The sequence below is a fragment of the Pontibacter sp. GD7 genome, assembly GCF_058216375.1.
Genome location: NZ_JBYZMP010000009.1, coordinates 20,740 through 36,344, shown reverse-complemented (window position 1 = coordinate 36,344; position 15,605 = coordinate 20,740). Strand labels below are relative to the sequence as shown.

The following is a 15,605-nucleotide window of genomic DNA, read 5'->3' as shown; positions in this document are numbered from 1 at the left end:
CCCTGTTTTTTAGTAGGTTTGAATTTTGCCAGTTACCTCTGTAGTCAGTTATACTTTAAGCAGGAATATGAAATTACTTTTAGTTGAGGATGAACCGGTGCTTATGGATGAAATAGCACACTTCCTGGGAGAACATTATCTGTGCGAGACAGCTACAACTTATACCGGAGCCGAAGAAAAGATAAACCTGCACTGCTACGATGTGGTGGTGTTAGACATTACACTGCCCGGCGGCAATGGGCTGCAACTGCTCAGGCAGCTTAAAAAGGTTAACCCCGAGACAGGCGTTCTCATCATCTCCGCAAAAAATTCTCTCAACGATAAATTGCAAGGCTTTGACCTGGGTGCCGATGACTACATTACCAAGCCGTTTCATATGGAGGAGTTAAACGCCAGGATTAATGCCCTGCTGCGCCGCCGCGACTTTAACGGCAGCTACATTATTACTTATGATGATCTTAAAATAAACACACAGGAGAAGTCTGTTAGTGCAGGGGAAAAATTGCTCACACTTACCAGGAAAGAGTATGAGTTGCTCCTATACTTTGTGGTAAACAAAAACAGGTTGCTTAGTCAGCAGTCTATAGCAGAGCATCTGTGGGGCGATAGTTACGACCTGCTGGATAACTATAATTTTGTTTACCTGCATATAAAGAACCTGCGCAAGAAAATAACTGGCGCCACAGGACATGACTATATTAAAACGGTGTATGGAATGGGCTATAAATGGGCTGGGGCATGAAACTGCTTTTCAAAACAACCTTGTTATACTTGCTGGTTACTACCTGCATACTTTTGATTGCCGGTCCGGCCTTGTTGTACATTATACATAAGCTCGAAAACGAAGAGATAGACGAAGAACTGCGCCTTCAGTATGATTCGGTGGTGGAGCAATTACATAAAGGACATGTGCAAAGTATGGCGCTCACTACTGTAGAACTGGTGGGGGCTGATGTGCCTGCTTCAGAGAAATATGGCGATACGCTTATTTATGACAGGATACAGGACATGTACGAAGACTATAAATACCTGCAGGTAGTCCGGAAAATTGATGGCAATAATTACCGTATTGTGGTTATGGACTCTCACATCGGATGGGGAGAATACAACAGAACGGTATTGTTTACTTTTCTGGCGATGGGGCTGATGCTGGGTATAGCGGGCACCCTTATCAATTACTTTTCTGCCCGTACCATATGGAAACCTTTTTTTACAAATCTCAGACTACTGAAACAATACTCGGTAAGCTCTGAAAAGCCGTTAAAGCTGCAGCCTTCCGGTATCATGGAATTTGAGGAACTTAGAGGTGTATTGGAAGAGATGGCACGCCGGGGAGCGGAAGAATTTCACGCACTGCGTGAGTTCACTGAAAACGCTTCACATGAGCTTCAAACACCGCTTGCTGTAATTAAATCAAAGTTAGACAGGCTTAGCCAGTACCCGATGAGTGTAGAAATGTCGGAGCATGTGGTTATGGCAAAGGCTGGGGTTGAGCGTTTGGCACGGCTAAATAAAAGTCTGTTGCTGTTGGCCAAACTTGAGAATAAAGCTTTTTTAGACAAACAGCAGCTGAATATTTGTGAAATTGTACAGCAACAGCTTGAACAAATGGAGGAGTTGTTTGCTCTCCGGAGTATACATGTGGATGCTGCCTGTAACAAAGTGTCAGTTATGGCAAACCAGTATCTCTGCGAAGTACTTGTTTCAAATCTGCTTGCCAACGCATTGCGCTATACTCCTGCGGGTGGCTTTGTAAAAGTAAGGTTAACGCAGCAGGGCTTGCTTGTCTGTAACACAGGTGCTCCCATCAGTTTGCGCGAAAAAGATCTGTTCAGGCGGTTCAAGAAAGGAAGCCAGGATGACAAATCGACGGGGCTGGGACTTGCGATCGCAAAAGAGATTTGTGTTACCCACGCGTGGCAACTCGTTTATGCATATGAACAGGACCAACACCAGTTCAAGGTTATTTTCGCCTGAGGGCAACGATCACTGGCTTTTGCCACCTTCTTCCTCCTCATCAGTTTAGCAAGTTTATACTTTCGATATACCACTTAAATCCTTATTTTTAAGCAAACAGCTATGCAGAAGGGGCTGCAGTGGCAGAACCCCGAAAACTTCCAACTCAATCTGAGGCACTATATGCGCTTATTTTTCACAAGGATTCCCTACCTCTTACCAGCTATACTTTTAGCTGGCACTGCCCTGGCGCAACACCCCAACGACATCCCGGCGATTCGTCAGAAACTGGAGCAGGAACGTGGGCAGGCACGCAGCCAAAGTATGGCAACGGCGGCAAAAGCTGAGAAACTGCTGGAGCTAGGGTTATGGCAGGATGCGAGGCAGGTGCTGCAAAATGCAAAGCCCAACACTGCCACCAAACTGGTGCAGGCAAAAATGGCTATACTGAACAATGAGTTTACTACAGCTGAGAAATTAGTGAACCAGGTACTGAAAACTGCTCCCACATTGCCAGAGGCTTTGTTGCTGAGGTCGAGGCTGGAGGTACAGGCCTGGGAGCTGCCGAAGGCAATGGCTACAGCGCAACAGGTGTTGCAGCGTGATCCAAAACAAGAGGCAGCCGCGCTGGCGATTGGCCGGGTACTGATGCTGCAGAAAAAGTATGATGAGGCACTGCAGTGGGCAAAGAAAGTGCAGAACTGGAACCCTAAAAATGCCGAAGCTTATTTGCTGGAGTCGGATGTGCATTTCTGGAACCAAAAGCCGGAACTGGCAGAGGAACCACTCATCAAAAGCCTCACCCTGAACCCGTTTAATGCCGATGCACGCTTTAATTATGGCTATGCCATTTGGCGGCGCGTAGATGCCACACAGCTAAACGATATGGCCGCACAGTGGGAACTGGCATTGGAACTTAACCCGCTGCACTATGTTACGCACTGGCACTGGGGCAATGGCCACACCAACCTGACCTACGCCGATTATGCCCAGCCTGAGGATGAAGAAGTCCGCAAAGCATTAAAGCCTGCAGATAAACTGATTTCGGAGAACAAACTGCCACAGGCATTTGCTGAGATGGAGCAGGTACAGCAAAAGTATAAAAGCTCGGTACTGCCGCAGATGCTGCGCGGCTCTGCCTACTACATGGCCTTCGACATGGACCGCGCTACCCGCCTGGACTCGGCGCAGGCAATTTTCAAGCGCATACTTTCTAAAAAGAAACACTACGGGCCGGCGCATAACGCCCTGGCTGCCGTGATCAAACAGAAACAGTTACCATACCTGCACAACTACGACTCGCTGCGGCAGGTGATCCAGACCACCGTTATCAAAGATCCGGTAAACTTTGCCCGTGTTTTCCCGGATGTGACGTATTACCCCGGCGATGAAGTGCAGAAAATGGTTTGGTCGCAGCTTTATGAGAGCATTGTATACTTCCCGTTTCTATCTAAGCAAAACGAGAAATTCGTGATTCCGCCGCTGCACGTAGACCTGACCATTGCCATGGGCTCGCCATACTTCCGGCAGGCCACTACTTTTGATAACCGCCAGTGGATGGACATACGCGGCGTAGGCAGCGGGGCCGCAGGTATAGAGTATGTGGTGCGTGGCTCCTACCTGGAGCGTAACGTGGTGCTGCACGAGTATGTGCACCTTTTCCATGGGCGTGTATTTACCGATGCTGAGAACCGTGCCGTGCGCCGCCTCTACAATAACGCCATGAAAGAGGGCCGCACCCTGGATTATTACTCCGCCAACAACGAGCACGAGTACCTGGCCCAGACCTATCCGGCATACTTCGAGCCAGTTAAAGTGCATCCGCTCAACCATAAGTCCATCAATACCACCTCCGATCTGAAGGCCAAAGACCCTGAACTTTATACCTTCCTGGATCAACTCGTGCAGCGCCAACGGGCATACTTAGCCGGTAATAAACAGGCCATGGCCAGCAACTGGGCCGAAGTATACCTGAACCTGGCGGAAAAGGCGCAGCAGAAGAAAGAATTTGCACAGGCTGCTGCACTGCTCGATACAGCGTTGGTGTGGGATGAAAACTACCAGCCGGCTCTGATTGCTTACGCGGGAGTAAAGCAGGAGCAGCAAGCGTATGCAGCAGCACAACAGTGGCTGGAAAAAGCAAAACAGGTTAATGCCGGCTATGCCCCTATCTACCTGGCGGAGGCCGAGTTGCTGGAGGCCCAGCGAAGAAGCGGAGAGTTGAAGCAGAAAGAGGCTGTGCCGCAACAAGTGGCCCTTTACCAGAAAGCCTGGGAACTGGAAGACGACCTTTTGATGCGTGCCTTTGTGAACCAGCGTTTCCGGGAGTTTTACCTGAGCCATGGCATGGTGCCGGAAGCGATCGCCGTGGCAGAAGTATACTTGCAGGATGCCCCCACGGTATCCACGTACCTCCGCGACCGTCGCGATGAGGCCATGGCATTTGCCAACTGGCTGAAAGGAACGTCCGTGAAAGGGGAGGAGCCGGGGCAGGCACTGGCAAAACTGGTAGCCTTAAAACCGCAGCATTACGACCTGCGCAGGCAGTATGCTGATGTGCTGTCAGCACAGGGCAAGTATAAAGAGGCCTTTGCCACCCTGGAAGAGGCACAGCGCATACTTAGTGCAGCCGGTACCCCGCGCGCAGATTATATGCTGAGAATGGCCAGTTATAAATCCCGTCTTCAGGATAAAGCCGGAGCCATGGAAGTTGCACAACCTTTAATAGACGGCAAAGTGACCTTAAGGGGTGAACCATACTTGCTGGCCGGCCTCTACGCCGACCTTGGCTTAACCGAAAAGGCAGAAGAAACACTAAAGCAACAGCCGCCGGCCACAAGTATATCAGAGCAGGCGCAGCGGCATTTTGCCTGTGCCCGGCTTTTAGAGGCCAAAGGCAAGACCAGGAAAGCGATCAAGGCCTATGAGGCTGCCTTGGACAAGTATCCGTACAACCTGGAAATGCGCCACAGGCTGGCTTCTTTGCTGCGCCAAACTGGTAAAAGTCAGCAGGCTGAAGCCTTATTTAGTTTGGTAAAGACATCATAACATTGTATATAGCATAACAAACATATTCAATCAACTAACCTTTCTGTCAAAAAACAATTATGAAATTACAATTACACCTGCGTGTATGGGCACTGCTGCTGATTTTGGGGACTGCAGCCTGCCGCAACATGCCTTCAGCCAACGAAGGGGCCGTAGCCATTGCCAACCAGCCAGCGGATGAGGTGGTGATGCAGCCTACCACTGTTTATTTGGTGCGCCACGCCGAGAAAGACATTTCTAACCCCGCAGACCAGGACCCAGGGCTTACAGCAGAAGGCGAGGCAAGGGCAGAGGCGCTGCGTGCGGAGCTGGAAGGCCAGAAAATTGATGCCTTGTATGCCACAAAGTATAAGCGCACGCAAAACACGCTAAAGCCTATGGCCGCATCCCGAAACTTAGAAGTGATCACTTACGAAGCCCACGACTTTAACGGGATAAGCAATAAGATCAAAACCGAGCATACTGGCAAAACAGTGGTGATTGCCGGGCATTCCAACACAATACTTCCGTTGGTAGAGGCCCTTGGAGCCAGACGACCTGTACCGGATATCTCCGATAGCCAGTATGATTACCTGTTCAAGGTTACGGTAGCCCCGGATGGCGTAGCCGAAGTAAAAACCACCAAATACGGAGCTACCGCAAATTAAAACTTGACAAAGCGCTTCATACAACTCCCGCTGCCGGCCAATGGCAGCGGGAGTTGTGTTTTTAAAGCCAGTATAACATCTGTAGCGCCGGTTCTCGTAGGTATGTGTACAGCAAAAAGACAGGTATGCGTGCACTAACAGTAAAAGTACCCGCCGGACAAGGTGAAAAAGTAAAAAAAGCAGCAGAGAACCTGCAAGGAAAGAACCTGAGCGTTGTCCGGACGGAATCCGGCGACCTGGTAAAAGTCTTTCTCAGCAACAAAAATGTAAACCAGTTTATCGAGGATATCGCCACTTTTGAAGAAGCGGAAATATCGCTGGTGCCGCGTGGTGTGATCACCTTATACCCACCCCAGGAAGAAGCCCCGGAGCAGGTGACAGATGTTACCTACCGCAGTCCGATTGAGGTATTTATGGGAGGGCTGCAAAGTGTTGGGTCCAAATTTGGTTTAATGAGTTATGCCGTTTCGGGGGGTATATTGGTTTGGATAGGCCTGTACACCAACACGATATACCTGCTTGTTTCCGCTATGCTGGTATCTCCGTTTGCCGGTCCTGCCATGAATGCTGCATTGGCTGCTGCGGCAGGCCAGAGGCAGCTTTTGATACGAAGCCTGGGCCGCTATACTTTGGCCATCGGGCTAAGTATACTTGTTACGTACCTGTTCTCCTGGATTGCCGGGCAAAAGCATGCCACACCAATTATGGTTGATGTAAGCCATATTTCGCAGATGGCGCTTATTTTGCCTCTGGTGGCAGGGTTTGCAGGCGCCATTAATTTGATACAATCGGAACGTGACAGCCTGGTGCCGGGTGCGGCTGTGGGTATACTGGTGGCTGCCTCTCTTGCGCCACCAACCGGCCTGATTGGCATGGCCCTGCATTTCGGTAACTGGCAAATGGTGCAAAGCGGTGTGTTTCTGCTTATACTTCAGCTTGCAGGTATACAATTGGCTGCCGCCCTGGTGTTCCGGTACATTGGTAAAGTTACCACCCAGGGGGTTCGTTTTGCCGATGGTAAAGAGTATGTGTATATACTTTCAATCGCGATCTCTGTCGTTGTTTTGGGCGGGCTGATGTACTGGCAGTTTAAAAAGCAGCCTGTCCTGCAAAAGGCCAGCCTATCCACCCAGATAACCGAAACCATCCGGAACACATTGCAGCGTTACGATAACATTGAGACCATAGAGGTAAGCGCGCGTTTTACCCGGGGCACGCTCAAGGACCTGAACCCGGTTATCTGCGAGCTGTATCTCTACAACCGCAACGACTCCATCCCGAATGAGCAGCTGAAGCAAATGCTGAAAGACGTGCTGTTTGAAGACATTAAGAAAAAAGACTGGAATGCTGACCCGATGTTCAACATCACCATACTGGATTACCAGGGCAAACCCGGCGAAAAGCCTTAGCGTGAGATAACAATGGACTGGGCCAGTCTATCGTGGAATGTGCGGCGGGAGAGCGGAATTGGGTTAAGAAATAGCCGAAGCAGCACGAGTATTGCCGAGAAAGGCTTAACAAAGTATCGGATGGTAGCATTTTTGAAAGTGATGCGGCTACCGTCCAGGTTGGTTACCTGCAGGCCAAGCAGGTATTTGCCGATAGTGCCCTGGCATGAGCAGATCTCCATGCCAGCAAAGTATAGCCACCCCAAAGACAAGTCCAGAATACGCTCCGGTTTTAACAGGTATGCCTGCTCGTCACTGCTATAAGTTAAATAATCGATCAGCCCGATCAATGATAGCAACAGCAGCATGTCTATGGTAAAAGCCAGAATGCGTCTGTTAAAACTAGCAAGCTCAACTTTCTTATTTGCCCCGGTATAAATTGCCTGCATAATGGTAATGGTAGAGTACTTCGCATTATCATATACTTTGCAGGCAACAGTTGGTTGCAGAATTCTAAAAGTATAGTGAAAAATACTTAAAAGTAAGTATAACGCTATATTTGATTAGTAAGCGAAAAAGACCATCTCATACTGGCAGGCTCAACTGAGTTGATAACTTGCTGCAGAAATTGGTAGAATGAAATATACCCTGGCCCATATACAACCTAAGTAAAGGCAAAAGGCGCTGCCAATTACAGACAGTGCCTCTCCTTTATACTTTCCGCTCAGATCTTATACTTACAGGTTAAGAGCCAGCCGATGCCGGAGCAAAGCGCACAACCTTGTTATTGTTTGGCTCCAGCGTTTTCAGGTATTTGTAGATGGCGCGCAGGTCTTCGTCTTTCATGCCGGCATACATGGCCCATGGCATTACCGTGTTCATGCCATCAGGGGCCACTTTTTGTGAGGCAACCGTCGGATTATCGAAAGCTTTAAAACGCTGCACAAACAGGTCCTCAGACCAGGCACCTATCCCGTTTTGCTTGTGTGGCGTGATGTTGGCAGAGCGCACCACATTGCCATTAGGAAACTGAAACTCAAACCCGCCTGCCAGGTATTTTCCCTCTATCGGGGCACCTTTATCCTGTGGCGTGTGGCAATCGTTACAACCGGCAATCGTCAGCAGGTACTTGCCTCTCGATACTTCGTCATCAAGCACCCCTTCATCCATAGCGGCATCCTCTTTCAGCGGCATGGTGCGCATGATCAGGTTCATCGGGAAATCAGGCTCAGAGGCTGGTACTTCGTGCCTGATAGGAGCCAGTGTGCGGATGTAGGCGATAATGGCATAGGCATCTTGCTTCGTCATTTGGTTAAAGGAGTTGTAGGGCATCAGTGGAAACAGTGGCTCCCCGTTTTTGCTTACTCCTTTGGTCATGGCGCGGTATATCTCACCATCTGTCCAGTTACCCAAGCCGGTTTCTTTATCGGAGGTAATGTTCTTGGCGAAAAACACCCCCGGAAACCCAAGGGAGTGGTCAAATTTGTCGCCGCCCTTGCCTTCCGTGCCAGGTTCGATTGGTCCGGCAAATTTGCTCCAGTCTCTGGTAGAGTGGCAATCAACGCAAACAGATACGTGGTTAGCAAGGTACTTGCCCCTTTCTACTATGGCAGGCGTTTTGGTAATAATGAGGTTTGGCGCAGCATCCACCTTCGGGAAAGCATACTGCATGTAAACCACAAAAGCGGCAGCGGCAGCAACAAGTACAACTGCCACATAACCCATAATTTTGAGGGCTTTTCTCATAGTTGTGTAGTTTTAATAATGAGTTGTAATTTTACTATTTTATATTCAAAAAGTCAAATTTATATTTTTGTAAATATTTAGTTATCAGGGAAGTGTGGGTTTTGTGTGATGTTTATAATAAAACGAGCCCCGGAGTCAGTTTTCCGGGGCTCGTGCCTAAAGTATAAAGTCGGTTTTATACTTAATTAAAGTAACGGGTTGTGAGGCGCGGTCAGTAAAATGTTAACCTCAAGCTTAGTTATTTGAATGTCTCTTTGCTATCTATGATCTTTACATCTTTTACATTCAGCTTATAGTTGGCGATAATTTCATCTTCAGCCAACACCTCCTTAGGCAGTCCCTCTTTTACCAGGTTTGAATAACTCATCGGCGACGGGGTATTGTTCAGTAAGGCCTGCTTCAGTGGCTCCGCCTCACTGTCGTCGGTAACGATCGTGATGAACATGTTTTCTGTTTGCCAGTATTTCTTCACAGCATTGTTCACCTCCTGCACGGTCAGGTTTGCCAGCAGCCTGTCCAGTTCCTGTATGTAATCCTGGCGGCCATAGAAGCGTGAATCCATCAGGAAGCCCAGTTGCTTGTCCATTGTCTGGATGTAGAGCTTGATGTAGGAGCGCAGGAACTTGCGTGTAAGCTCAAATTCCTCCTGGGTCATGCCATTCTTGATCAGGTTGTCTACCTCGCGGATGGCCAGGCGCAGCGCAAAATGAGCATGCCCTACATTGATGTCCTTTAACTCGGCGTACTGCTGCTTCAAGCCTTCGGCTATCTGCACCGGTCTTATCCAGAGGGCAAAGTAGTTGGAAGTGCGGGGTACACCCGGGTTTGGCAACTGGAACGAGCCACCCTGGTCGTACCACTCAATGTAGGAGTAGTCGCCGTAGTTCATGGAGCGGGTAGTTCGGATCTTGTCGTAGAGCTTGCCGTAGCTTTTGCGGTGCTCACCCAGAAACGAGTTGGCAACCATCAGGGCAGCAAAATCGTCGGCAGAGCGGGTTACAGGCATCGGTGCCCCGGTAAAGATGGCTGAGCCCAGTGCATCGTTTTTCTTTACAATCTCCACCTGTATGCCATTTGGCATGTTTGGCTTGCCGGCCAGCGGTATGTTTGGTTTCACATCAGAAAGCTGGGCCATGTCTGACTTTAGTTTGTTCAGGAACTCATTGCTGTAGTTTCCGGCAATGCCAATCAGCACATTATTCTGGGTAAAGTAGTTGCGCCAGTGGTTCTTAACATCCTCTAAGGTTATACTTTGCACACTCGCCGATTTGCCCTCTACCACATGCTGGTAATTAGTGCCTCTGAACAGCAGGTCTTCTAATGCCTTTTTGCTGTACTCCTCATCCGATGACGCGCGTATTACCTGGTCTACGAAGTTTTGCTGGTTGGCCTTCACGCGCTTAAAGTCTGCCTCTGCAAAGGCTGGCTGCAGCATTAGGCCCCGCACGATCTGGTAAAAATCATTCAGAAAATCGGTGTGCACGGCAAAGGTAAAAGTGGTTACCTCCTTATCCACGTTGGTATAATACTCAGCGGCCCATGGAAATATCTTGTCCTTGATCTGGGTAACGGTCATGTCCTGTGTGCCGCTTTCCATGATCATGCGTGCTGTGGTGTAGGTAAGGCCCTCTTTGCCGGGTGGGTCAACCATCGATCCATTCTTGAACATCAGTTTGATCACCACCTTGTTCGACTCAGGCTGTTTTAGCTCCACTACTTTGCCGGGACCAAAGGCTTGGTTTGCATCGTAGGCAGAAGGGGCTGTGGCAGCCTGTGTAGTGGTGGTTTCTGGTGTTGTTTGCTGCGTTGCCTGGGGCTGCTTAGCGCAGGAAATAGCCAGAAAGGCGACAGGCAGTATATAGGCAGCTAGTTTTTTTATGCTTTGTATCTTCATGTTCTCAACATTTTGTAGATGAAAGCCTTATTTAACAGGCGATTTTTCGGTAGGGGCGATGGTGCCCACGGTCATGGTCGCTGGAGTGAAATACTTTTTGGCAGCATTCATCAGGTCCTGCGCCGTAATGGTATCCAAAACCCCATAGAGCCTGTTTATTGACTCCGGGTCGCCGGTTAGCCAGATGAAGCGTGCCAGTGAGTTGGCGATAGCATCGGGGCTGTCCATACTCATGGCAAAGCTGTACCGTATGCGCGACTTGGTGTCTTCTATCTTCTTAGCATCGATAGGTTTGGTCTTTGCCTCATTCAGCGTTTTCATGATCTCGTCTTTCACGTACTGCATGTCCTCGGCCTTAAGCAGCGATGCGGCAACCTGGACAAGGTTAGGGTCACGGGAGAATTGCGGGCCGCCTGCTATAAAGCGCGCCTTTTGCTCGTTTACCACCAGCTTACGGTACAGGTCCGAGTTCTCAGCAAAAAGTATGGTTGAAAGTATACTTAGGGCCGGCAGGTCTTTGTCTTTGTCCGAGAAGGCGGGGCCTTTAAAGTTGAGGGTGAGGTATGGCGGAAAGCCTTCCTGTTTCACGTGTGCGTAGCGTGTCTGGGTTTGCTTGGGCTCTGTCGGGATCTCTGGCTTATAGTTGCCGCGCTTCCAGTTGCCGAAGTATTGCTGTGCCAGGCTGTTTACCCGCTCCGGGGTTACATCGCCTACCACCACAATGGTAGTATACTCAGGGCGGTAAAATCTGTCGAAGAACACCAGCGAGTAATCATACTGGTTTGGCATATCCACCACATCCTCGAAAAAGCCCATGGTGGTGTGCGAGTAAGTATGCTTGGTAAAGGCAGTACTCACTATTTTCTCGTACAGCTGCTGATAGGGGCTGGCCGAGTTCTTAGTATACTCACCCTTTACGGCGCCGGCCTCGGTCTTGAAATCGTGCACGCTATACTTCAGGTTCTGGAAACGGTCTGCCTCGATCTCGAAAATCTTGTCCAGCATCTCGGCGTTACCTGTCATGTGGTAAACTGTCCTGTCGATGGAGGTGTTGGCGTTTGCAGCGGCACCCATGGCTTTCATAATATCGCCATAGGCCTCTTTGCTATACTTTTCGGTGCCCCGAAACATCATGTGCTCAAAGAAGTGGGCAAATCCAGTTTTTCCTTTTTCTACCTCCTCCCGCGAGCCTGCCCTTACCACTATATAAAAGGCCGCCAGGCCAGGGCTGTTGTAAGGCACCGTGACCACGTTAAGGCCATTGGGTAGCTTTTTCTGATGGATGGGGTAGGGAAGGATTTTGTCTTTCTGACTGCTTTGTTGCGCTATTGCCGAGCTAAAGGCAAAAACGAAAAGCAGCAACAAGGCTACTATTCTGTTTTTCATAAGCTATACTTTTTTGGAGTAGTGTACTGTTAAAAGGCAATTTTATATACATGAATTTACAAAAAAGTATGATTTCAGTCAAAAAGTGGCGATTACAGCCTGTAAGCCATGTGTTATAACTTGAGGCAAGTGCACAAAAAAAGGCCGTAGCTTCGTAAGCTACGGCCTTTTGCTGTTATCTGATACCTCAAATACTTACACCAGTTCTACTTCTCTCTCCTCTTTCTCAGGAGTCTCGATCACCAGTTCTGGGTTTGTAGTCTCAACCAAACCAATTTCCGGCTGCGGGTTAAACTCGCCTTCCCAGCGGGCTACTACGGCAGTGGCAAGGCAGTTACCGGTAACGTTTACAGACGTACGGGCCATGTCCATCAACTCATCAATGCCAAGTATGGCAAACACCGGCCATACCGGTAAGTCGAAAGAGGCTACGGTGCCTAAAAGTATAACCAGCGACGCGCGTGGCACACCGGCTACACCCTTGCTTGTCAGCATCAGGGTAAACACCATCACCAATTGCTGCTCCCAGCTGAGCGGAATGCCAGCGGCCTGCGCCACGAAAACAGAGGCAAGGGCTAAGTATAAAGTAGTGCCATCCAGGTTAAAGCTGTAACCGGTAGGCATTACGAAGGCAACGATCTTGCGCGGTACACCCAGTTTCTCCATCTCTTCCATGGCGCGTGGCAGGGCAGCCTCCGAGCTTGTAGTGGCAAATGCAATAGAAACCGGGCCAGAGATAGCCTGTAGGAATCGCTTGATCGGAACACGGGCAATGAGGGCTACCGGAAGCAGAACAAGAAGTATAAATGCGATAAGCGCCACATACAAGGTAGCCAGTAACTGGAACAGGTTAACCAAAATGCCCAGACCCATATGGCCAACAGTGTAAGCAATTGCGGCACCAACACCAATTGGCGCAAAATACATGATCACGTTCGTAAACTTGAACATGGTTTCCGAAAGGCTTTCACAGAAATCGAGCATTGGCTTGCGTTTTTTCTCTGTTACCATGGCTAGGCCAATCGCAAACAGCACGCTGAATACCACAATCTGCAGCACCTGGCCTTCTGCTACAGACTTCGCAATGTTCTCCGGGAAAACGTGAAGTATAATGTCGGAGGCTGATTGCTTGGCTACAGGGGCAATCTCATTGTTTACCTCGGCCAGGTTCATGCTGATGCCCTCGCCGGCTTTGGTTATGTTAATGGCAGCCAGACCAATAAACAGGGCCAGCGTGGTTACTATCTCGAAGTATACAATAGCCTTCCAGCCCATGCTGCCCACCTGTTTCAGGTTGGAGTGACCGGCAATGCCTACCACCAGCGTAGCAAAAATAAGCGGCGCGATGATGGTCTTGATCATTTTGAGGAAGACCTTGCTGAGCACGTTCAGGTTGGTGGCAAAGCTCGGGAAGTCGTAGCCGATCTCGGCACCCACCACCATACTTATCAGGATCCAGGTGGTAAGCGAACGCTTCTGTATGCCATACATCAGCAACACGCCAATGCCGGCCCAGCGCACAGCAGTCAGCACATCCGCCGACAAAGCGATAAGACTATACTGTTGCAAAACAGTAAGGATGGCAGCCAGCGTAATGCAAACCAGCGTAGCCAGTGGTAGAAAAGATTTCTTCATAAATAAAAAGTATGGGCAGGTAGCTTTACATCTGCCGGATAAAGGCTATCAGGGAGGTACTTCTGCAACAGCACCAGGCAAAGCCAAATGCTATATGGGCACACCTCTAATAACTTAGCAAATATAGGTGCAAAATGTACACTAGCAAACAACTGGCGGGCCAGTAGGCTAACTAAATTTTAAGGCGGAGTGGCGTAAGTATAAACTACCACTTAAAAAATGGCCGCATTGGTTATTTTTCAGCTCCTGAACACGTATGTATGTGTACTTTACTACCGATACTTTAAACGTATGCTTACATGGCAGATAGAGGCGCTGCACCTAAGCCTGAAGTTTAACACGCACGCAACAGGCTACGCTGGCCCGGACAGAATAAACTTCCTGGTGCAGGTGTCGGATGGTACGCTGAATGGGTTTGGAGAGGCAGCGCCGCAACTTAGGTTCGGTGAAACGCCTGAGCTGTTGCTGCAACAATACCAGGTGCTACTGATGGCGGGCCTGGCACAGGTTAAAAACTTGGAAAGCCTGCTGGAACTATTAGTGGAGCATCAGCCCGTGAACTCGCTGCGCTTTGCCGTGGAGGCAGCCTACCTGCATTATTTCTGCCAGTTGCATAGCATTCCGGTAAATCAGTTGCTGCGCCAGCGGCCACCACACCACCAACCTACTTGTTGCTCGCTTCCTGCTATGGAACCTGAAACTGCCCTGCATTACATACAGGAGCAACGCATAGACAGGTTTTGTTGTTTAAAGCTGCGCGTAAGCCAGGAAACCGATACAAAGCTGGTGCACCAGGTGCTGCACGCCACCGAGAAACCCCTGATGTTGGAAGGCGGCGAAAGCTGGACCGACCCGGACGCGCTGCTGGCATTCCTGAAATCGCTTGACGGTGAGCGCGTTATTTTTATGGAGCAGCCTATGCCCGCATCTATGGGCTGTGCCTACGCCCACCTCAAAAACCAAACTCCCATTCCGCTTGTTGCCGATGAGTCGGTTACCGATGAGGCTGACTTTGAGTTGCTGCGGGAGGAATTCCATGGGGTGAATATAAAACTGATGAAGGCCGGCGGCTACCTGAATGCCGTGCGGTTGCTGCACCAGGCCCGAAAGCACGGCCTGATGGCCATGATCGGGTCGATGGTGGAAACCTCTCTTGGCATCTGGTGTGCCCTGCAGCTTAGCAGCGGATTCGATTTTGCTAGTTTGGATGGGTTTTTGATGCTGTCTGAGGAACCGTTTAAGCTTGTAAGGGAGCAGAACGGGGTTTTATACCTTAAATAGCATTTGTTCTTTTTCACCCTCAAATCAATTAATCCTTATCTTTAGGCCTTGGTAATTATTTAAAATTTGAAACTATTTTTCATTTATCGTGTTAATGTGTTTGTACATTAAATGTATGTACATATATTTGCATCAGCATGATGACAGACTTTGGTTACATGAAGATTGAAGACGAAATAAAGCAGAAGACCTTTAAGAGTCCGTATCAGAAGGCTTTTATAAATGTGGTTTATACTTCTGGTTGGTTGCAGCAGCAGCAGGCAACGCTTTTTAAGCCGTTTGGCATAACGCTGCCACAGTATAACATACTTCGCATTTTGCGTGGGCAGCACCCACAGCCTGCCACCATCAGTCTGCTGATAGAGCGCATGCTGGATAAAACGTCTAATGCATCCAGGATTGTAGACAAGCTGGAAGCGAAGGGTTTGGTTACGCGCAAGCAGTGCCCCGCCGACCGCAGAACAGTGGATGTGCTGATCACTGACAAAGGGCTTGCGCTGCTAAAGGAAATGGACAGTATAGAAGGCGGTGAGTCTACGGGCATCCGAAATCTGACAGAAGTGGAAGCCCAGCAGTTAAGCGATCTGCTGGATAAGATCAGGGGCTAGGCTCAAATCGATGAAT

The 15,605-nt window shown here is 49.3% G+C and carries 12 protein-coding genes; 7 read left to right on the top strand and 5 right to left on the bottom strand.

Annotation, left to right across the window (positions count from 1 at the left end; all coding sequences use genetic code 11):
* Window positions 1-67 precede the first annotated feature (67 nt).
* From AC4BAP_RS14100 to AC4BAP_RS14080, 5 genes are all read left to right on the top strand, one after another.
* The gene (locus AC4BAP_RS14100; protein WP_490583309.1) at window positions 68-742 is read left to right on the top strand and encodes a response regulator transcription factor; all 675 of its coding nucleotides are present in this window, start codon (window positions 68-70) and stop codon (window positions 740-742) included.
* Window positions 739-1,977: a sensor histidine kinase gene (locus AC4BAP_RS14095; RefSeq protein WP_490583308.1), complete on the top strand. Its 1,239-nt coding sequence runs from the start codon at window positions 739-741 to the stop codon at window positions 1,975-1,977. The genes AC4BAP_RS14100 and AC4BAP_RS14095 overlap by 4 nt, the downstream gene beginning before the upstream one ends.
* Window positions 1,978-2,079: 102 nt before the next feature.
* Window positions 2,080-5,004: a tetratricopeptide repeat protein gene (locus tag AC4BAP_RS14090; RefSeq protein WP_490583307.1), complete on the top strand. Its 2,925-nt coding sequence runs from the start codon at window positions 2,080-2,082 to the stop codon at window positions 5,002-5,004.
* A gap of 59 nt (window positions 5,005-5,063) precedes the next feature.
* Window positions 5,064-5,651 (top strand): histidine phosphatase family protein, encoded by a 588-nt coding sequence (locus tag AC4BAP_RS14085; RefSeq protein WP_490583306.1) that lies wholly within the window; start codon window positions 5,064-5,066, stop codon window positions 5,649-5,651.
* Window positions 5,652-5,776: 125 nt separating this feature from the next.
* Window positions 5,777-7,060, top strand: a complete 1,284-nt coding sequence (locus AC4BAP_RS14080) for a DUF389 domain-containing protein (RefSeq protein WP_490583305.1) — start codon at window positions 5,777-5,779, stop codon at window positions 7,058-7,060.
* Here the strand turns inward: AC4BAP_RS14080 and AC4BAP_RS14075 are convergent.
* The 5 genes from AC4BAP_RS14075 to AC4BAP_RS14055 all read right to left on the bottom strand — a co-directional run bounded on the left by AC4BAP_RS14075 (window position 7,057) and on the right by AC4BAP_RS14055 (window position 13,700).
* Complete coding sequence (locus AC4BAP_RS14075; RefSeq protein WP_490583304.1) at window positions 7,057-7,488, bottom strand: RDD family protein; 432 nt, start codon at window positions 7,486-7,488, stop codon at window positions 7,057-7,059. The genes AC4BAP_RS14080 and AC4BAP_RS14075 overlap by 4 nt on opposite strands.
* 295 nt (window positions 7,489-7,783) lie before the next feature.
* Window positions 7,784-8,785: a c-type cytochrome gene (locus tag AC4BAP_RS14070; protein ID WP_490583303.1), complete on the bottom strand. Its 1,002-nt coding sequence runs from the start codon at window positions 8,783-8,785 to the stop codon at window positions 7,784-7,786.
* Between the two features lie 238 nt (window positions 8,786-9,023).
* Window positions 9,024-10,679 (bottom strand): M16 family metallopeptidase, encoded by a 1,656-nt coding sequence (locus AC4BAP_RS14065; RefSeq protein ID WP_490583302.1) that lies wholly within the window; start codon window positions 10,677-10,679, stop codon window positions 9,024-9,026.
* Window positions 10,680-10,706: 27 nt separating this feature from the next.
* Complete coding sequence (locus AC4BAP_RS14060) at window positions 10,707-12,065, bottom strand: M16 family metallopeptidase (protein ID WP_490583301.1); 1,359 nt, start codon at window positions 12,063-12,065, stop codon at window positions 10,707-10,709.
* A 195-nt stretch (window positions 12,066-12,260) separates the two neighbouring features.
* Complete coding sequence (locus AC4BAP_RS14055; RefSeq protein ID WP_490583300.1) at window positions 12,261-13,700, bottom strand: dicarboxylate/amino acid:cation symporter; 1,440 nt, start codon at window positions 13,698-13,700, stop codon at window positions 12,261-12,263.
* 291 nt (window positions 13,701-13,991) lie between these two features.
* Here AC4BAP_RS14055 and AC4BAP_RS14050 point away from each other — a divergent pair, with 291 nt between their 5' ends.
* The gene (locus AC4BAP_RS14050; RefSeq protein WP_490583299.1) at window positions 13,992-14,981 is read left to right on the top strand and encodes an enolase C-terminal domain-like protein; all 990 of its coding nucleotides are present in this window, start codon (window positions 13,992-13,994) and stop codon (window positions 14,979-14,981) included.
* A gap of 137 nt (window positions 14,982-15,118) precedes the next feature.
* A complete protein-coding gene (locus tag AC4BAP_RS14045; protein WP_490583298.1) occupies window positions 15,119-15,589 on the top strand; it encodes a MarR family winged helix-turn-helix transcriptional regulator in 471 nt (156 codons plus the stop codon).
* Window positions 15,590-15,605: the final 16 nt, after the last annotated feature.